This window comes from Pseudonocardia acidicola (assembly GCF_012911935.1).
In the GTDB taxonomy this organism is placed as follows: domain Bacteria; phylum Actinomycetota; class Actinomycetes; order Mycobacteriales; family Pseudonocardiaceae; genus Pseudonocardia; species Pseudonocardia acidicola.
Genome location: NZ_JAAXLA010000022.1, coordinates 20,392 through 39,089, shown reverse-complemented (window position 1 = coordinate 39,089; position 18,698 = coordinate 20,392). Strand labels below are relative to the sequence as shown.

General features: G+C 69.3%; 18 protein-coding genes. 10 read left to right on the top strand and 8 right to left on the bottom strand.

What is annotated here, in order from left to right:
- Positions 1-20: 20 nt before the first annotated feature.
- From HF526_RS13940 to HF526_RS13930, 3 genes are read right to left on the bottom strand one after another with little or no spacing between them, the layout of a single operon-like run.
- Positions 21-938, bottom strand: coding sequence for a DMT family transporter (locus HF526_RS13940; protein ID WP_169381849.1), 918 nt, complete (start codon positions 936-938; stop codon positions 21-23).
- Positions 935-1,810 (bottom strand): DMT family transporter, encoded by an 876-nt coding sequence (locus HF526_RS13935; RefSeq protein WP_169381848.1) that lies wholly within the window; start codon positions 1,808-1,810, stop codon positions 935-937. The genes HF526_RS13940 and HF526_RS13935 overlap by 4 nt, the downstream gene beginning before the upstream one ends.
- Entirely contained in the window at positions 1,807-2,580 is a 774-nt protein-coding gene (locus tag HF526_RS13930) for a polysaccharide deacetylase family protein (RefSeq protein WP_169381888.1), read from the bottom strand. Before HF526_RS13930 ends, HF526_RS13935 begins: the two co-directional genes overlap by 4 nt.
- A gap of 291 nt (positions 2,581-2,871) precedes the next feature.
- Between HF526_RS13930 and HF526_RS13925 the strand changes: the two genes are divergently transcribed.
- Both HF526_RS13925 and HF526_RS13920 read left to right on the top strand, forming a co-directional pair.
- Positions 2,872-3,105 (top strand): hypothetical protein, encoded by a 234-nt coding sequence (locus HF526_RS13925; RefSeq protein ID WP_169381847.1) that lies wholly within the window; start codon positions 2,872-2,874, stop codon positions 3,103-3,105.
- A 637-nt stretch (positions 3,106-3,742) separates the two neighbouring features.
- On the top strand, positions 3,743-4,327 hold the full coding sequence (locus HF526_RS13920; RefSeq protein ID WP_420821617.1) for an NADase-type glycan-binding domain-containing protein: 585 nt from the start codon (positions 3,743-3,745) through the stop codon (positions 4,325-4,327).
- Positions 4,328-4,584: 257 nt separating this feature from the next.
- Here the strand turns inward: HF526_RS13920 and HF526_RS13915 are convergent, their stop codons facing one another.
- From HF526_RS13915 to HF526_RS13900, 4 genes are all read right to left on the bottom strand, one after another.
- Positions 4,585-5,061 carry a VOC family protein gene (locus tag HF526_RS13915; protein ID WP_169381845.1) on the bottom strand — a complete coding sequence of 159 codons (477 nt, stop codon included), beginning with the start codon at positions 5,059-5,061 and terminating at the stop codon, positions 4,585-4,587.
- Between the two features lie 109 nt (positions 5,062-5,170).
- Entirely contained in the window at positions 5,171-6,628 is a 1,458-nt protein-coding gene (locus HF526_RS13910; RefSeq protein ID WP_338051467.1) for a DHA2 family efflux MFS transporter permease subunit, read from the bottom strand.
- A 327-nt stretch (positions 6,629-6,955) separates the two neighbouring features.
- The gene (locus HF526_RS13905; RefSeq protein ID WP_169381843.1) at positions 6,956-7,663 is read right to left on the bottom strand and encodes a class I SAM-dependent methyltransferase; all 708 of its coding nucleotides are present in this window, start codon (positions 7,661-7,663) and stop codon (positions 6,956-6,958) included.
- A gap of 1,114 nt (positions 7,664-8,777) precedes the next feature.
- Entirely contained in the window at positions 8,778-10,004 is a 1,227-nt protein-coding gene (locus HF526_RS13900; RefSeq protein WP_169381842.1) for an FAD-dependent monooxygenase, read from the bottom strand.
- Positions 10,005-10,291: 287 nt separating this feature from the next.
- Here HF526_RS13900 and HF526_RS37415 point away from each other — a divergent pair, with 287 nt between their 5' ends.
- On the top strand, positions 10,292-10,531 hold the full coding sequence (locus HF526_RS37415; RefSeq protein ID WP_169381841.1) for a Rossmann-fold NAD(P)-binding domain-containing protein: 240 nt from the start codon (positions 10,292-10,294) through the stop codon (positions 10,529-10,531).
- Between the two features lie 80 nt (positions 10,532-10,611).
- The gene (locus HF526_RS13890) at positions 10,612-11,901 is read left to right on the top strand and encodes a lipopolysaccharide biosynthesis protein (RefSeq protein ID WP_169381840.1); all 1,290 of its coding nucleotides are present in this window, start codon (positions 10,612-10,614) and stop codon (positions 11,899-11,901) included.
- Here the strand turns inward: HF526_RS13890 and HF526_RS13885 are convergent.
- Positions 11,893-12,801 carry an ATP-grasp fold amidoligase family protein gene (locus tag HF526_RS13885; RefSeq protein WP_169381839.1) on the bottom strand — a complete coding sequence of 303 codons (909 nt, stop codon included), beginning with the start codon at positions 12,799-12,801 and terminating at the stop codon, positions 11,893-11,895. The genes HF526_RS13890 and HF526_RS13885 overlap by 9 nt on opposite strands.
- Positions 12,802-13,026: 225 nt before the next feature.
- Between HF526_RS13885 and HF526_RS13880 the strand changes: the two genes are divergently transcribed.
- The 6 genes from HF526_RS13880 (at position 13,027) to HF526_RS13855 (ending at position 18,648) form a co-directional block, all read left to right on the top strand.
- Positions 13,027-14,004 carry a glycosyltransferase gene (locus HF526_RS13880; RefSeq protein ID WP_169381838.1) on the top strand — a complete coding sequence of 326 codons (978 nt, stop codon included), beginning with the start codon at positions 13,027-13,029 and terminating at the stop codon, positions 14,002-14,004.
- 99 nt (positions 14,005-14,103) lie between these two features.
- Complete coding sequence (locus HF526_RS13875) at positions 14,104-14,667, top strand: hypothetical protein (RefSeq protein ID WP_169381837.1); 564 nt, start codon at positions 14,104-14,106, stop codon at positions 14,665-14,667.
- Positions 14,668-14,777: 110 nt separating this feature from the next.
- Positions 14,778-15,236, top strand: a complete 459-nt coding sequence (locus tag HF526_RS13870) for a hypothetical protein (RefSeq protein ID WP_169381836.1) — start codon at positions 14,778-14,780, stop codon at positions 15,234-15,236.
- Positions 15,237-16,126: 890 nt separating this feature from the next.
- Positions 16,127-16,531, top strand: a complete 405-nt coding sequence (locus HF526_RS37410) for a M23 family metallopeptidase (protein WP_169381835.1) — start codon at positions 16,127-16,129, stop codon at positions 16,529-16,531.
- 383 nt (positions 16,532-16,914) lie between these two features.
- Positions 16,915-17,538, top strand: coding sequence for a GH25 family lysozyme (locus HF526_RS13860; RefSeq protein WP_338051466.1), 624 nt, complete (start codon positions 16,915-16,917; stop codon positions 17,536-17,538).
- 315 nt (positions 17,539-17,853) lie between these two features.
- The gene (locus HF526_RS13855; RefSeq protein WP_169381833.1) at positions 17,854-18,648 is read left to right on the top strand and encodes an SDR family oxidoreductase; all 795 of its coding nucleotides are present in this window, start codon (positions 17,854-17,856) and stop codon (positions 18,646-18,648) included.
- Positions 18,649-18,698: the final 50 nt, after the last annotated feature.

Below are 18,698 nucleotides of genomic sequence, written 5' to 3'. Positions count from 1 at the left end.
GGGCGATGCCGGCCCTGCTGCTACAGCGCGGGTCTGCGATGGTGCTGGTCGAGCCGGGACGAGTCGTCGGGCCCGGTGGCGGCGCCGGTGTCGTGGGAGGCCTCGACGGTGATCAACGAGGAGTGCGAGAGCAGCACGGTCCCGAGGATGACGATGCCGGCACCGGTGAGGGTGGGGATGATCCAGTACCCGTCGCGTAGGTGTTCACCGAACACCAGCACGCCGTAGGCCACGCTGGCCAGTGGGTCGCAGATGGTGATGGGCGGTTGGGCGGCCACGATCGGTCCGGCCTGCAGCGCGTTCTGGGCCAGGAAGACGCTGGCGATCCCGACGACGACCATGGCGTAGAGCTGCCAGGAGGAGAACAACCCCCCGACGCCGTGGCGCAGTCCCAGGATCGCCCCCTTCATCAGCGCGGCCGTGAACCCGAACCCCACACCGGCGGCCGCGCCGAACAGGGCCGCGCGCCGGCTGCCGCTGGCGCGCAGGCCGGCCACCACCAGCGATACCACCACCGCCACGGTGGACACGCTGGCGAGCAGCCACGTGAACGCTCCGGTCGGGTGGCCGCGCCGGGGGTCGGTGGCGATGAGGACCAGGGCCACCCCGGCGCTCACCGCCACCGTGCCCCACACGGCCTCCCGGTCGAGCCGGGCCCGGAACACCAGCGCTGCGATCAGCAGGGTCAGCGGGAGCTCGCTGACCACGATCGGCTGTACCACGGTGAGCTCGGCGAAGCGCAGCGCCGCGGCCTGGAACAGGAAGCCGCCGATCAGCCCCAGGATGCCGACCAGCCAGACCGGCCGGCGCGCCAGGTCGGCCAGCAGAGCCGGCCGCATCGTGTCTTCGGGCGGGGCTTGTTGGGCGGCTTTGCGCTGGAAGACGGTGCCGAGGGCGTTGCTCAGCGCGGCGCCGATCGCGAGCAGGATCCCGATCATGACTGAACCTGGGGATGTCGACGATGGCGGTGCGGCGCGAACATGTGGGAGCGGGCCAGCAGGACCACGCCGACGATCATCGCGGCCAGTCCCCCCGCCTCCACGGCCAACCAGGGGGGCGCGACCCGCACCCGCTCCCCGAACACCGTGATGCCGTAGGCGATGCCGACCAACGGCTCGGCGGCGGTGATCGGAGGAAGGGAGGCCCGCAGCGGGGCGGCCTCGAACGCGCTCTGAGCCAGCAGCAGGCCGACCACGGCCACGGCCAGGACGACGTAGGGCAGCCATGACCGCAGCAGCTCGCCCGGCCCACCTCCGTCGAGGATCCGCATCGCGGCCCGGGTGAGTCCGTCCTGCGTGCCGAACAGCAGACCCGCCGCCGCGGCGAGCGTGGTGGCCTGCGCCGAGCCCGAGGTCCTGCGGGCGAGTGCGACCAGCCCCGCGACGATCACCAGGACGAGCCCGATGAAGATCCAGTTCTGCGGCTCGGCGACGGTCCCCGCCCCGGTTCCGGGGCGGGTCGCCGCGATGAACGCCACGACGCCCGCGATCAGCAGGGCCGCGCCGCCCCACTCCCGCCCACCCAGTTGCTGCGCCGACAGCAGCCGCGCCAGCACCAGCGCGAACAGCAGGTTCGTGGTCAGCAACGGCTCGACCAGGGTCACGTCACCGGCGCCCAGCGCGACCGCGCCGAGGATCTGGCCACCCACCATCGCCGCGATCCCGGCCAACCACAACGGCTTGCCGATGAGGTCTGCGAACAGCCTGAAGGACAGCGAGTCCTCAGGAGGCGCCTGCTGCGCCACCCGCTGCTGCAACACGAAACCGAGCCCGAGCAGGACCGCCGCCGCAACCGCCAGTGCGATGGTCACCGCGATTCCGCCGGCGACGCGGAGGGGACCGGCGTGAACCGGGGCGGATGGGCGTCTTCCTCCCGGCTCGGCCCCCGGGGTGCCCCGACGCCGTGCTCGGACAGCGGACCCGGCGCAAGCCCGCGGGCGGCAGCGAGGGCGGCGATGTGCGGTAGTGCCGCGACCGTGGACCGCCAGGCGCCCGGTGCCGACGCGTGGTCGGCGTCGTGCAGCAGCAGGGTGGCTCCGCCACTCAGGCCCGGGGTCACCGCCTCCACCACCGAACGGGCCGTCGCCGTAGCCGCCCAGTCGCGTCCCCACGCCGTCCAGAGCACCGGTCGCAGACCGAGGGACCGGGCAGCGAGCAGGGCGTCTCCGGTGAGTACGCCGTAGGGCGGCCGGAACCAGACCGGCGGTCGGCCGGTGAGGTCCGCCACCAGATCGCGGCAACGGGCGAGGTCCTCCCGGACACGGGGAAACGGCCGGCCCAGCAACCACCGGTGGTCCCAGCCGTGTACCGCGAGCTCGTGTCCGGCGGCGCACACGGCGCGACCGAGCTCCGGGCGACGGGCCAGCTCGGCGCCGAGCACGAAGAACGTCGCGCGCACATCGAGGGCCTCCAAGACGGACAGCACCGCGGGAGTCGAGCCGGGGCCGGGCCCGTCGTCGAAGGTCAACGCGACGTGGTCCGGTCGGCCCTGACCGGCCAGTGCGGGTACCCATCGGCGGACCGTCGACAACCAAGTCGCCGCCGGCCCCAGATGGTAGGCCGCAACACCGGCTGGCACCATCGCGCCGAGCAGTCCCCGCGGTGGCACGTGCCGAACCGACAAGACGCCTCCTGCTGGATCCGTCGCTCCATCACCGCACATCACCGGGGTAGCGGTACGCATCGTGGAGCGGTACCGCCACCCCGGTCCGGTGGCGCCACGAGAAGGCCCATTTCCGTGCCTGAGCGCAACTGTTGCGATAAGGTCAAGGGGTCGGTGACTGTCGTCATGGCCGGAGCACGGTGTGGTGGCCTCGGCGTGCGGCCACTATCACCCGCCGGCCGCAAGGCCGGCCGACCTGGAGGGCGAGCCATGGATGGCAACCATGCACAGGGGCACTCCGCTGCGGATCCCGGCCGGGACGACGTCCGCCACTCGGGCTGGGTCGACCGCCTCGTGGAACTGCACGTCCTCGCCGACAACGGTGACTCGGCAGCCGATGCGGCCGGGCGGCGCTGGATCGCTGAGGATGCCGATGCTCGCCGGGTGTGGGAAGAGGTACAGCGCACCTGTGACCAGCTCCGCCAGGCCCCTCCGGGCGAGTAGTCGTCTGCTCGCCCGGGGGGCACCCGGCCGCTCACCCACGGTGCGCAGGAGACGACACCGAGGGATACCCACCCGTCGTCGCCGCATCCGCGCCGGCGTCAACCGGTCTGACGCCGGTGCAGACCGCCCGTCCCTCGGCAAGGGGGTTTCGCCGAACGGTCGTCCCGGATCGCGGCGGCCGACGAGAGCGGCGTCACAGCAGCGGGCCGGACGACCGTCGAGCCCGTCGTCGAGTACCGGATGCCGCAGATCTCTTTGACGGCCCGGCCTCGTCGTCAAGGGTGTCACCCATGACGAACGGCAACGGCTTCGAACCGGACGACTGCTTCGCCAACCGCTTGTGGCACAACGAAGGATCGCAGGGAAACACGGTGCCGCGCCGATGAGGGCTGGTGTGCGCGATCGATGTCCCTCCTGCGGCGAGCCTCCTCGCGTCGGCGCGGCGTTCTGCAGCCGCTGCGGCGCTCCGACCCGGGCTGTCGCTCACCCGCCGGGCCGGACTCCGGGACCCGCCACCCTTGTGTTCGCGCCACCACTGCCCCTACCGCCGCCCCTACCGCCGCCCCCACCACCGACAACGCCGCCACCGCGCCGCGGCGGCGGGTATCGCCCGCTGCTGATCGCGCTCGCCATCGTGATGTTGGCAGACATCGGCGTGCTCGTCGGTCACGCTGCGGGATGGGCGATCGATGCCGCGCCGGGCCGCACCAGCACTGCGGTCGGTGCCGCGACGGGCGACCCCCGGTCGACGCGGGTGGTCGCGACCGCCTCCTGCACGCACCCGCCGAGCCGGGACGCGGCCGGCAATCTGACCTCCTACGAGCCGCAGCGGGCCGTCGACGGGCTCTCCGATACTGCCTGGCGCTGCGCCGGCGACGGGGTGGGACAGAGCCTGAAACTGACCTTCACCAGCCCGGTGCGGTTGAGGACGATCGGGATCGTGCCCGGCCTCGCGAAGACCGACCCGGCCGACGGCACCGACCGGTACGCCCAGAATCGCCGCATTTCCCGCGTGCGATTCACCTTCGACAACGGAGCTACCGCCGAGCTGTCCACCGACACGTCGCCATCCGATCGGCAGATGCAGAACCTCACCCTCGACGGCGACGGCGTGACCACCCGGACGCTGACGATCACGATCCTGTCGAGCGTGCCCGGCTCTGCGCAGAACGGACACGCCGCGCTCGACACCGTGGCGATCTCGGAGGTCGGGCTCGGCTGATCCCGTGGGAATCCTTACGGAGTCACCACAGCAGGACTGCCGGGCGGTCACGCTCGGCCAAGGGCGGCGCCGTCAACGGCCCGCCCTTGGCGAGACGTTCGGCAGATCATCACCGACAACCGTGCAGGTGGTTGCCGGAGCATCCGGCGAGGGGCTGACGGCAGCCCCTCGCTCGGCGCTTCGGATCGTGCGGGCGTAGCCCGTCGGGCCTCATGAGTGAGGAACCTGTCGAGCGCGGCAACCCGGGCACCTCGGGGTCAGGAACCCTCGTACGCCTTCCGCATGGCGGGGAGGTCCGGCTTGCCGAAGGTGGAGAGCATCACCCGGGTGACCCGCTGTGCCTTCGCCGTGTCCGGGTCCTTCATCCAGGCCTGTGCTTCCAACGCCACGATCTGCCAGGACACGCCGAACCGGTCCTTGAGCCAGCCGCACGGAGCGGGCTCGCCGCCATCGGCCAGGGCATCCCAATAGCGGTCGATCTCCTCCTCGGTCTCGCAGGGGACGACGAACGAGACCGCCTCGGAGTGCGGGAATTGCGGACCGCCGTTGAGACCGGCGAACTCCTGCCCGCGCAGCCTGAACTGCACGAGCATGGCCTCGCCCTCCGGTCCGGGCATGTCCGGCCCGTACCGCTGGACGTCCGTGATCCCCGAGTCGGGGAAGATCGAGCAGTAGAACTCGGCGGCCTGCTCGGCTTGGCCGTCGAACCACAGGCATGGCGTGATCGGCTTCAACGGGGGCTCCTTCGGTCGGATCGGGTCGATGACAATGGGACCGGCCCGAGAGCGCGAACTCATCGCCACGAGCGGCCCGGACCCACGGGTAGCAGCTCCGCCGCCGGGATCACCCCGTGGCCGGACTGCGGATGAAGAAGGCGCCGGGGATCGTGATCAGCGACAAGCAGGCGGCGACGACGAAGGCGATGTGCACTCCACCTGCGGTCTGCTCGACCACCGGGGATCCCCCGGCGGCGAGCTCTGCAGAGCGCACGCTGAGCACGCTGACCAGCAGGGCCACCCCGGCCGCGCCCGCGAGCTGCTGGGTGGTTCCGAAGATCGCGCTGCCGTAGGAGTACAGATGCGGTGCCACGGCGCCGAGCCCGGCGGTGAACAGCGGTGTGAACACGAACGCCAGCCCGACACTGAGCAGGAGATGGAAGCCCAGCACCAGCACGATCGGGCTGTCGGTGCTGAACAGAGTGGTGGACCAGAGCGCGGCGCTGGTCGCCACGGTGCCGGGTACGAGGAGGGCGCGCGCGCCGAAGCGGTCGTACAGCCGACCCACGACCGGCCCGAGCAAACCCATGAGCAGGCCACCCGGTAGCAGTAGCAGGCCGGTGGACAGCGGCGTCAGCATCAGCACGTTCTGCATGTAGATCGGCAGCACGACGATGGTGCCGAGCAGCGTCGCCATCATCAGCATCATCATCGCGGTCGCCATCGTGAACGTGCGCGCCCGGAACGTGCGCAGGTCGAGCAGCGCGCGGTCGGTGCGCTGCAGTACGAACTGCCGGCCGACGAAGGCCACCAGCCCGAGGACACCGACGGCGAACGACACCCACACGAGGACCGGTGGGGTGCTCCCGGACGACTGGCCGATGGTGCTCAGCCCGTAGACCAGACCACCGAAGCCCAGCGCCGAGAACACCACCGAGGGCACGTCGATCGGGGTATGGCCGGGCTCGCCGATGTCGACGATCTGGCGTCGGCCCAGCCCCAGGGCGATGAGCGCGATCGGCAGAACGAGCCAGAACATGAAGCGCCAGCCGAGCAGGTCCAGTACGAGGCCGGAGACGGTGGGCCCGATCGCGGGTGCGACCGCGATGACGATCGAGATGTTGCCCATCACCGCGCCGCGGCGTGCCGGCGGCACGAGCGTCATCACGGTGGTCATCAGCAGCGGAAGCATGATCGCGGTGCCGCCGGCCTGCACCACGCGTGCGGCGAGCAGGATCGGGAAGCCCGGCGCCAGCGCAGCGATCAGCGTGCCCGCGCTGAACAGCGCCATGGCGATGCCGTACAGCAACCGCGTGGGAACCCGGCGGATGAGGAATCCGGTGATCGGGATGATCACGGACATCGTGAGCAGGAAGCCGGCGGTGAGCCACTGGCCCACGCTCGCCTCGACGTTCAGATCGGTCAGGAGGACCGGCAGCGCCACGCTCATGATCGTCTCGTTGAGGATGACGACGAACGTCGAGACGAGAAGCACCGCGATCACCCTGCGATCGCGTGCGGTCAGCTGCGCGGGCGCGTCCGGAGAGGACGCCGCGGGGGTGAGGATGTCGGATGGGTCGGTCACGGTATTCCTCTGCATCGCGGGCGGTACACGGTCCCGGCCGATCGGCCCGGTCGTGTGAATGCGAATCTAGGAGTTCGGACCGACAGAACGCTCCGGATTAATCGGGCGGCCAGTCAGTGAGTCGACGCCGCAGAGGTGGACGGGCGGGGATCGGACCGGCACGGTGCGTCAGCTCGCCCGGAACACCACCGTGACCAGCGTCCGCGCCGTCTCGAAGTCCATGCCCATCACGTTCTTGGTGACGGCAACGGCGATCCGCCGGCCGGGATGTCCGCGCCGAGCACTCGCGGGTCGCTGCCGAACGCGGCGCCCGGTGGGCCGACCCGGTCACGGCCCTGCTGCACGCGGCCGCGGAGGGCCGGCGAGGCGGTGGATGCGGATCTGCGGCAGCCGGGTGGGTGTGGTCTCGACCGAGCGCCAGGCCGCGCGCGCGGCGGCGAGGAACTCATCGGTGAGCGGGCGGTGCGGGTCGGCGATCCACACCGCCCCGTCGTCGTCGACCAGCCGGGGGAGGAGGTCGAGCAGTTCGTCGACGTTCCGCTGCCCGTACAGCACGTCGGCGGCCAGCACGAGCCGCCACGGCGCACGGGCGATCAGCGCGGCGGGGTGCGCCCAGGAGCACACAGCGGTCTCCACGACGACCCCGTTCTGCTCGGCGTTGACCGCGGCGAACGTGGTCGCATCGGCCGACCGGTCGGTCGCCAGCACGCGTGCCCCGGCGCGGGCGGCCGCGATGGCCGGCAGTCCCAGACCGCAACCGACCTCCAGCACCGGTGCGTCCCGCCAATCCTGCGCGGACACGGCGTAGGCCAGCTCGATCCCGCTCGGCCAGAGCTCGGCCCAGTACGGCGGGTAGGCTTGGTCAGCGGCGATGTCCTCCTCGTCCAGCAGCGCGGCGGCGTCGCGGGGGTGGACGAACCCGATCCGCCCGCGGTGCAGGTCGATGGACCCGGCCACGATGTCCAGGCGGGGATCGGTGGTGGCGGCCGAGCGCTCCGCCCGGCGCTGCCGAGGCCTGCTGGCAGGCGATGGCAACCGGTGCTCCACCCGGTTCAGTCTGCCCCGTGGAGTGCCGAGCAGGACGTCACATGCGGCAGCGACTTCCTCGTCAGCGGCGCACGAGGACAGATCGATCACGACGTTCGTGGTCCTACGACGTCGCCCGGTCGCGGTCGACACGTCGTGGACCCGGTCCGCGACGTGGTTCCCTCACGTGGAGTGGCGAGGCCGCGGTCATGCGGCGTCTCGGAGGCTGTGGCGATCGCGCACCTGACCTCGCCGGGGTCCGGCCAGGGCAGCCACGGAGTGGACGACCTCGCCCGAACGGCTGGACAGAGACTTGTGGATCTCCACGATGGTCAGCCCGGACAGCTGCGGGGCGCGACTCGCCAGGGCGTGGCGCTCGACGGTGGCGGGGTCGGAGGAACCCGGCCCTGGGGCGCAGGCTTTCGTCACCTCGTCAGGCTGTCAGCCCCGCTGTCGTCGCCAATGCCCCGCTGCAGCTGACCTTGTTGTCCGCGTCGGGATTGTCTTTGTTGCATTGATCCGTGTTCTGGTCGTCCGGCACGATACTCGTGATCGAGTTCGTGTTCATATGTGTGTCGGCGACAGACGCGGTTCCGGCGCCGGGAAGGACCAGGCCTCCGACCGGAAGGCCTCCTGCGGCAGGTCCGGCGGCGCTGCGCTTCGAGTTCATGGGAACCCCTTTCGGTGTGGTGGACGGATCGCCGATCGATGGCTGAACACGGACATTCCGAGAGCGGCTCGGATTCACCCGGGCAAGGCGCAGAATTGATGAGGTGCTGGACGTGTTGGCTTCAGTGCGCCACTGCTCTCCGCGGTCAGGAGCACGCATTTCCTTCGCAAAGCGGCTCCCGATGAAAAGGACTCGGAGCTTCGCCCGCAGGTCGCAGAATCAGAGTTGGAGAAGGAGATCCTGCTCATAGCGGCGGACTTCGTCGCCCGGGAGGCGGGCCGGTGGCCGAGAAAGGTCACGCCTGAGGGAGTGGTGTAGCCCGGTCGGCGTTCTCGCCGACACCGTCGGCAATGAAACGGTGTCGCTCAGGCGATCATGATCCACCAAGGTTGCCGGCTTCCGCGGTCATGAACGACGGATGCCGGCAAAGCCTCGCGGACGGGCGCGGCACCACTACTCGCTCGCGCGCTTCAGCGGCCGGGCCGGGTGGAGCTTCGCCCGGCGCGCTGCTCGCACGGATCGGCGCGCTGACGTGACCCCGCTCCGAATCCTGCGCACGCTGTCGATCTGCGTAGCCAGATGGAGCTGGTAACGCCATGCGGAATGGTCGCCTCGCCGGTCCAGCAACGAGTAGCCGAAGCGCACGGCGTCGTCGTCCAGTCGGGCATCGATGTTCTCGAACCACTCCATACTTCGACGTGCCATCTCCTGCACGGGCTCCAGCGCCGCACGCCGCTGCCTGTCGTAGGCCGGCAGCGCCGTCGCCAGGCCCCCGTCCGAGCCGTGCAGTGCCTCGGCGAGTGCGATCGAGTCCTGCACGGCCAGCACCGTGCCCGAGCCGATCCCGAAGTGGGTGGTGTGAGCGGCGTCGCCCACGAGCACCAGGTTGTCACGGTGCCACGTCTTGTTGTGGACATGGCGGAAGGTCAGCCACGGTGCGGCGCCGAGTCCGCCCACGGACTCGATCAAACCGTGGCCGTCGAGCGCACGCGCGAAGACCTCCTCGAGCAGCCGGACCCCGGCACTCGAATCGAGGCGGTCCAGCCCGAGACCCGTCCAGGTGGCGGGTGCGCACTCCACGATGCAGGTGCTGGTTTCCCCCGACGACGGATAGGCGTAGAACCAGACCCAGCCTGCGGGAGTCCGCTCGAAGGCGAAGGTGAACACGTCGAACACCTTCGAGGTGCCGAGCCAGATGTAGCGGTTGTGGCCGGACTCCATCGTGGTGCCGAAGTGATCGGCATGGCTCGACCGCAACCGGCTGCCGACCCCGTCGGCTGCGACGATCAGATCGGCGTCCAGATCGGAGTGGTCCGCGACCTCGCACTCGAACTGAACCTGCACGCCGAGCTGCATGGCACGCTTCGCCATGATGTCCAGCAGGTGGGCGCGGCTCATGCTGTAGCCGTACTTGCCGCCGAGGTGCACCGGAGGCTGTGCACCGATCCGAACCACCTGGCCGGCCCACAGGTGAGCGGCGCTGCGTATCGCTCGCGCACTCTCCGGATCGTTGCGATAGAGATCGTCCAGCAGGTCTTCCCCGAACGTCACGCCCCACCCGTGCGTGGCGCCGAGAGGGTTACGCTCGACGATGGCGACGTCGTCCCGCACGGAACGGAGCTTCGCCAACATGGCGAAATACAGCCCGGCCGGCCCGCCGCCAACACAAACGATCTTCACGGTGCCGCCGCCTCCCTCCCCGACCCGCAGCGGTGCGGGCGCGAAGGTAGCAATCGGACGATGTGGCGGAGCTATCGGGACCCGCGCTCTGCTCGCCGCCACGTCGACCCGTGCAGATGGCCGTCTGAGCTCATGCCGGCGAGCGCGCCGTGCGAGGACGCGGCGTCCAGCAGGCGCCGGCCCTCCATTACGGTCGGGCCAGCGCCTGGTCGGGGCCGCTTCATGACCGGGGAGGCATCACCTGTCCGACAGGATCGACAGCATGACGTCCAAGGAGCTGCTCCGAAGTGTTCGCACGTAGCATCGCGGCCGCCGGCACGGGCCATGCCGGCCTGACCACGGGATCCCGCTCGGCCTCTCTCGGCCACCGAGTGGCCTGTGCGGACATCGACACGACCAGGGTCGACCAGCCCGCGACCGGTGAGGTCGGTATCCGCGGGCCGGGCTCGGCGGAGCTCGCCCGGGAGGGACAGGTCGCCGGACACCCGATGCGTGACGCGCCCTCCGGTCGCGCAGGTGGCGCGTGAGGAACCCGGATGTTCCGCCGACGCCGACTCGGGTCCGTTCGGGATTCGTATGGGCCCGGATCGGAGCACTCCGCCGGGAGTTGAGCGTTCCGCTGTACCGCAATGCCTATGCGCTGATGCTGAACACGTTGGTGAATTCGGTGTTCGGCCTCCTCTACTGGATCGTTGCCGCACGCACTTTCAGTGCCGAAGAGGTCGGTCGCGGAAACGCCTTGGTCTCGATGATGCTGCTGGTGTCGACCTTGACGCAGCTCAATTTCGGGCAGGCGCTCATCCGTTTCCTGCCGCGGGCCGGGACGGCCTCTCGGCGCCTCGTGGGCAGTGCCTACGGCGTCTGCACCGGCCTCGCGATGATCGGAGCCGGTGGAGTCGCGGCATTCTGCCATTTCGCGATGAAACCCACCGATGCGCTGTACATGTCCCTGCCGTTCGCGCTGTGGTTCGTCCTGTCCACGGTGATCTGGTCCGTCTTCAACATTCAGGACTCGACCCTGACGGGGCTGCGGGCGGCGATATGGGTTCCCCTGGAGAACGGCCTCTACGGGCTTCTCAAACTCGGCCTGCTGATCGTGGTTACGCGGACCTCGATCGCCGATGGCGTCTTCACGTCATGGACGCTGCCGGTGTTTGCACTTCTGGTGCCTGTCAACCTACTTATTTTCCGGAGGATTCTTCCCCGGCATGCGGACGAGACGAAGGCGGACCAGAAGCCGCCGAGCCGTCAGGGTCTCGCCCGGTACATGGCCGGTGACTACGCCGGGCAGGTCTTCAATCAACTGGGTTCCACTTTCCTGCCCGTGCTGGTGGTCGCCCAGTTGGGAACGGCGCAGGGCGCCTACTTCCTGCCGGCGCAAACCGCCGTCGTCGCCATGAACCTGCTTTCCCTTGCGATCACGTCGTCGCTCGTGGTCGAGGCTGTGACGATCGAGTCGCAGGCGCGTCGGTATGCGGTGGCGGTCGTGCGCCGCATCGGTGTGACGGTTCTGCCCGCCGCATCGCTCATCGCACTGGCCGCGCCGTGGCTGCTCGAGTTGTTCGGGTCGGAGTACCGCGCGAATGCCACTTCGTTGTTGCAGTTGCTCATGCTCTCGACGTTTCCCCGAGTAATCGTCTCGCTGTACATGACCATGGCTCGTCTGCAGAGCCGGACGGCGCCTCTCGCAATCCTGCAACTCGTGCAGTCGGCGAGCGTCATCGGGGGCACGGTGCTGCTGTCGAGTTCATTGGGCTTGAACGCGGTGGGCTGGTCTGTGCTGATCACCGAGATCGTGTTGGCCGTCGTGGTGACACCTCGCGTCATCAGGTGGCTCGCGCCCGGCTTCGGACGCCGTTTCCGCCCACGCAAGGATGTATTGCGGGAGTCAGCGTGACTGCTTCGCGTCGGACGGCGTGATGAACGTGCTCGGTATCGGGGTGCCGTTGCGCCACAGTTCGCCGAGGGCGAGATCGAACTCTCGAGGCCTCAGTCGGACGAGTCCGCCGCCTGGAAAATGTGTAATCTCTCCGAAGTAGATTCGGCCGTCGATGTTGTACAGGTCGATTCTCGCGAACTCGAAGTCGCTACTCAGTTTCTGGGCGACTCCGATCATTTCTTCGTAGTTGGCCGGTCGCTCGGGTGGCGTCGCGGCACCGGCGAATCTCCCGGTGACGTCGAACCGACGCCAGTCGGGGCTGAGGAGAGTCGACGTATGGTCGGAAAAGCGGTCCTGATCGACGACCACCATGGCCGGGTGGCCGTGAAACATGAAGAACTTGTAGTCCGCCGGAGGGTGGACGCCGTCGCCGATGAATCGCTCGACCACGGCGCGCCGGGGGAGGCCGCGGTACGGACTCTCGCGCCACCCCGATCGGTAGAAGTCGGTCTCGAGCCATCGCTGGACCGTCTGCTCGATCAGATTCTTATCCGCAGCCTTGACGTCCGGAAGTAGCAATGTCATGTCGCAGCCGTGCGTGGCCTTGATGACGCATGGCTCGGACAGTGCGTCGAAGTCGATGCCATCTGCCCGCTCCACGACCTGCAGAAGAGGGATGAGGTAGTCCTCCCCGATCTTGTCCGCGACATAGCCGCGGACGGCGTACTTGTCTGCGGTCAGATGCACCAGTGGGTCCTGGGGGTGCAGATTTTTTGCGGCCAGCAGTTGCGAGTATGTCTTCGGCCGGCGGAGTGTCGACATCTCTCCCTGGAACAGCGCGTGCATGGCCACGGCGAAGAGTCGGTGCGGGAGGAATCGAAGCTGTCGAGCCAGGATGACTCGTGCGCGGAAGGACACCTGCGGGAGGATAGACGAGGGACCGAAGGTCCCGTGAAGGTCGCGGACCGTCGTGCAGTGGCTGATCAGTTGGTTCGGCAGGAAAGCTCAGCACGTGCACCTCGTTCACCCGCCCCCACCGTCCATAGCGCGCGGTCGACCGCTGGTCGCACACCTGATCGCACGGATGGGGGGACACGGGGTGCGCACCGAGCGGCGATCCGAATTGTTGCTAGGGTCTGCCTCGTGGTGAACAACTCGGCCCTCGTCACGGTCATCACACCTGCTTACAACGTGGGCCCGTGGATTGGCGAAGCCATGGACTCCGTGCTGCGACAGACGGAGCACCGGTTCGAGTATGTCATCGTCGATGACGGTTCTACGGACGACACGGCCGAGATCGTTCGCCGCAAGGCGGCGAGCGATGGTCGTGTTCGACTGATCTCCGGTGAGAACGCAGGTTCGGGTGCAGCTCGCAATATCGGGCTGGCGGAGACGACAGCACCGTTCGTTGCGTTCCTGGATGGTGATGATCGGTGGGACGAGAACTTCTTGCGCGACCAGCTCGCTGTCATGCGGGCTGCGCCGGCCGGTGTGGGAGTCACCTTCTGCCATACCAGGGTCATGCTGGAAAGTGGCCAGGTCGTAGGTCTTCGATGGCAGCCGGCCGGATCGTGCGACATGGACCGGCTGCTCGTCGAGAACAATCCCCCGCATAATGGGAGCTCTCTGCTGATTCGGCGGAGTTGTTTCGAGGAGGCGGGCTGTTTCGACGTCGACCTTCCCAGCGCTGTGGACTTCGAGATGTGGCTGCGCATCGCGGCCAAGTCGACGACTCCGGTGTTCTGGGGGAGCCGTCGTTATCTTGTCGACATGCGGCTGATGCGGACCGGCTGTGTCAGTTCGAACCGTGGTGCTCGCTTCGAATCGCTGGACAAGGTCCTCGCCGAGTATGCACCGATGATGACTCGTCTCCACCCCGGACTGGCCTACGTGCGGCCCGCCGTGTTCGCGTATCGCGATGGCTTCGACGAGTTCGGCAATCGGTGGGCCGCCGAAGCGCGAAAGGCGGGAACAGCCGAACTCGCCCGAAGCCGGTGGGGGCAGGCCCTGCTTGCGTGGAATCAGGGAGGGCCGACCGGAAGATCCAGACTGCGCACGCTCCGCAACACCACCCGGTCCGGTATCTACAAGGGTGTTTCGCATGCCCTGAGGATCAGGTAGCCGGCCACCTCCGGACTCTGCTGTTGAGGTTTCCCTGCGCGGCGGCGCGAGGTCGCGGTGGCGGCCCGGCGCGACCGGTTCGCCGGTAGCCTTCGAACGGTGAGGACCGCAGACCGCGGGGTGCCGGCCGTCGTGGTGGCGTGCTGGCCGGTGGTGGTCGCGGTGCTCGTGGCGGTGGCCGGATGTTCGTCGCCGGGCGGCCCCGCCGGTCCGTCGGCGGCGGTACCTCGGTCGGAGACGACCGCAGCACCGCTCCCCGGCGGATGTGTGATCGCCCGCGGCCGCGCGGACAAGCGGTGCACCCCTGGTGCGGTCAATCCCGCCGTCACCCGGGCCACCATCCGCTCCACGATCTGTCGGGCCGGGTGGACCAAGACGGTCCGGCCGCCCCCGTCCTACACCGACGGGCTGAAGGACCGGCAGAAACCCGAATACGGCGAGGCGGACGTCCCGGACGCTCAGCTGGAGGAAGACCATCTCGTTCCGCTCGAGCTCGGCGGCGCCCCTCGGGATCCGGCGAACCTGTGGCCTGAACCCCGGACCGGCACCAATGCCGCCGCGGTCAAGGACATGGAAGAAACCCGGCTCAACGGCGAGGTGTGTTCCGGTGCGCTGTCCCTGGACGCGGCCCGCCAGCAGATCGTCGCTGACTGGACCCATTGACGAGCCCCCTGGTCGACCTTCGAGTACGAGACGGGGACGATCTGCGGGGTCAGCGCAGCGGCAGGGACGGTCCACCCGACCACGCGAGGGTCCTGGACGATGGCCGACGGGTGTGCGGCCGGCGCCCGGAGCGCTGCCACTGGCGAGTACGCCGTCTCCCGCGTCAGGAGCGGCTCCGCTCGGCCCGCGCCCGGCTCGGATACGTCTGCGGGCGACTGCTGGGCGCGCGTGGCGACCTCGCCGGGGCCGAGGATGCGTTCGCGCGGGCTCGTGCCCAGCTCGCGTCCCCGTCCCTGCCCTATGGGAAGACCCGGGTCGACTTCGCCCGCGGGCTCACCCTGCGCCGTGCCGGTCGGCGGCGCGACGCCGCCGAGGTCCGTGCCGCCGCGCGCCGGTCGTTCGCCGCGCTCGGCGCGCAGCTGTACGTCGAGCGCTGCGATCGGGAGCTGAAGACCGGCCGGCCCGCCACCCCTGGCACCGGGTCCGCGGCCGAGCACCTCACCGAGCAGGTGCGCACCGTGGCCGCACCCGTCGCCAGTGCGAGATCACGTCCGGCAGTGTGCTGGTGATCCTGCCGGCTTACAGGTGCTTGGTGTTCACTTTTCTGTTCGACAACTCGGCGTGGACATTCGATGCCGAATTCGCGGCGCCACATCCACCGTCGCCTGAAAGCTGCTGTTCACAACATCGCCGGAACCTTCGCGGATGGATTCACCACGCTGCGTCGGTCGCGGGCTGCGAGCCGTCCTCCTGATCTGGGCGCACTCGGCCTGCTGCAGGGCGCCGGCGCGGGGGAGTATCTACATGCGACGAACGTCTGCCTGACCGCAGTCGGGGAGGCGCCCGCGCCCCGTCCCTCCGGCCCGGTGAAGCGCGACTCGGTGGACTCGGCGACCTGATCCGTCCTCGTCCCAGGACTCGAGCCGGACGCCCTGGGCCGGACGAGCCCGACGAGCGCGGTTCTCCGACCGTCCGCACCTGCGGCTTTTCGGGGCGGAGAAACATCGTCACGTGATTGGGTTCCGGAGGAAGGCAACGGGCTGCTCGGCCGATATCTCAACGCGTCGAGACCCGGCCGTACGGAGCCCAAATTCGGAGGGCAAACGGGCCTGATGGTCCGACGGGTCGTTGAGTATCTGTATTACGGCTTCGCCGGTCGGAGACCGGGTGGGGGAGGAATCGGGACATAGCGCATAGCGAGCTGATAACGAGCCGGGTCAAGAATCCGGCAATACGGAGGGGCTACTCGTTCGGGAGCAAACGATGACAGATCAATTCGATAACGAGAGGGGTGTACCGGCGGCGGTGGGCGGAGAGGTCGAACGGATCCGGTGGAACCGGCTGTGGTCGCTCGTGCTCTCGGCTGTGCCGGCCACCGTCGCGCTCGTCGTCATGGGGGCATCGCCCGCGGCAGCGAACCCCGGCGGCACGTCCCCGACGCCGGCTGCACGTCATCGTCATGGGTGACACGCCGCCTTCCGAGCGGACCGCCCCCAACCCACGGGGGTCGATCGGCTACGACGTGGTGCTGCGGAAAGGGAAGACAGGGAGCTCGCTCAGTGCGCCGCACCATGACCACCCCGCAATTGGCATGACGGTGGTCTCCGGAACGCCGTTCCATGTGATCACCTCCGGAACCGCGACGAGGCCGTACCAGGCCGGCGGCTGTGGCATCGGCGTGACGCTGCGGGGTGACGACGGCGCCACATGCACCTACTGCCACGCCACGCGCATCACCGCCGCCGGCACGGTCACAGGTGGGCGGCTCGGGCTGACCGGAAGTGCTGGGAACTCCACCGGCCCGCACCTGCACCTGCAGATGAGGTACCCGGCGTCGACCCTGCGCTGTCCACAGCCCCCTTGACGGCATTGTCCACGGGAATGGCTCCGCCGCCCATCACGAGCCTCCCGACGCGTGGCTGTTCCTACTAGACGAACACCTCCGGCCACAGTGGCCAGTTCAATGTGAGCGCACCGAGAGGCTCGACCATGAGGATCACCTTCAACGCCAGCGGACACCGCCGGGCGGCTGCTTCAGCCGGGCTGTGTATCGCTGCTCTGTTGCTCTTGGCTTTCTCCCCGGGGCACCCGCCCGCCACCACGAACGCGGCTCCCACCGCCGACGGTGTGACGTTCCGATCAACAGACGATCACACCGCCGGGTCGCAGATCGCGAAGTACGAAGCCGGCACCGCGACGGTGCGTTACGCAGCGATGGCGTCACCGGCGCGGAGCACTGTCCGGGGTATGGACGTCAGCGGTCACCAGGGCGTCGTCAACTGGGCCGGCGCGTACCGCAGCGGAGCCCGGTTCACCTTCATCAAAGCCACCGAGGGCACCACCTTCCGCAACCCGTACTTCACCCAGCAGTACACCGGTGCGGCCAACGCGGGCCTGCTTCGCAGCGCATACCACTTCGCTCTTCCCAACCGATCCGGTGGGGCCGTCCAGGCCGGCTTCTTCGTCGCCAACGGCGGCGGCGGCGCCGCCGACGGCGCGACGCTGCCCCCGGTCGTGGACATGGAGTACAACCCCTACGGCGCCGCCTGCTACGGGCTCAGCAAGGCCGCGATGGTGCAGTGGGTGAAGGACTTCGCCGACACGGTGCACGCCCGGACCGGCCGATGGCCGACCATCTACACCTCGACCAAGTGGTGGAGCCTGTGCACCGGCGATCGCGCCGACTTCAGTGGCACCGACGCGCTGTGGGTGGCCCGGTACGCACCGGCCGTGGGTCAACTGCCCTACGCGTGGACCCGCTACACGTTCTGGCAGTACGCCAGCACGGGCCCTCTGACCGGCGCCCAGAACGTCTTCAACGGCACGTACGCCGCGTTGCAGGCAATGGCCGGGTCGGCGTCGGCGGCCTGACCCTGCGGCGACATGCTCTCGGTCAGAGATCCGGTGGCCGACGTCCGCAATCGGCCCGATATCGGCGGTCTGCGCGAGTTCCGCGAAGCCTGCGAGCAGCGCGGTCCGACGGCTTGCGCGCGAGTTCACCGCTCAGACCTCCCATGGCGTGGCGATGTCAAGCGGCGGCCGGGGCGGGGACGTCGCTGACCCGGTGTCCGGCGTGCGCCGCGGGTTTCAAACCCGCGGCGCGCGGCGACAGAACAGGTGTGTCAGCACGAGGCACATGAACCAACGCGAACCCCAGCCACATCACGAGCCGCTCCAGGAGGCGTCATGTCCTCGACCCTGACCGAACGTGCCGGCAGCAGCGACGTCGAATCGGCGGCGCGTCCCGCGCCGGACCCGCGGCACCCGGTGGGCACCGTGCTCGTCACCGGTGCGGCGTCGGGCCTCGGCCGGGCCGTCGCCGTCGCCGTCGCCGGTGCGGGCGGGCGCCCCCTGCTCGTCGACCGTGTGGATCCCCGTGTCAGGGCCGCTGCGACGCCCCGGGAGGCCGGGCTCGCCGACGCACCCACCGCGGTCGTCGATCTCGCCGATACCCGTACCGCCGAGCGGGCCGTCGCCGAGCTCGCCGCCCGTGCCGGCGGGCTCGACGCCGTCGTCGCCGCGGCCGGTACCGACAGCTGCGGCCGGCTGGCCGACGTGCCCGCCGAGGAGTGGGACCGCGTCATCCGGGTCAACCTGCTCGGCACCGCCGCGGTGATCCGCGCGGCCCTGCCCCACCTGCGTGAGAGCCGCGGACGGATCGTCACGGTGGCCTCCACGCTGGGGCTGAGGGCGCTGTCCGATGCGAGCGCCTACTGCGCGTCCAAGTTCGGGGTCATCGGGTTGAGCCGGGCGCTGGCGGTCGAGCTCGCGGGGGAGGTCGGGCTCACCACACTCATCCCCGGGGGGATGAACACGGCGTTCTTCGACGGCCGCACCGAGCAGTACAAGCCCGGCCCGGACGCTCAGCTCAACGATCCGGCAGACGTCGCGGACGCGGTGCTGTTCGCGCTCACCCGACCCCGCGGATGTGAGGTCCGGGAGTTGGTGGTCTGCCCGGCCACCGAACCGTCCTGGCCGTGAGACCGGGTTACCGGTTCTGCCCCACGCGACCGCGCCGGATCTCGTCCGGC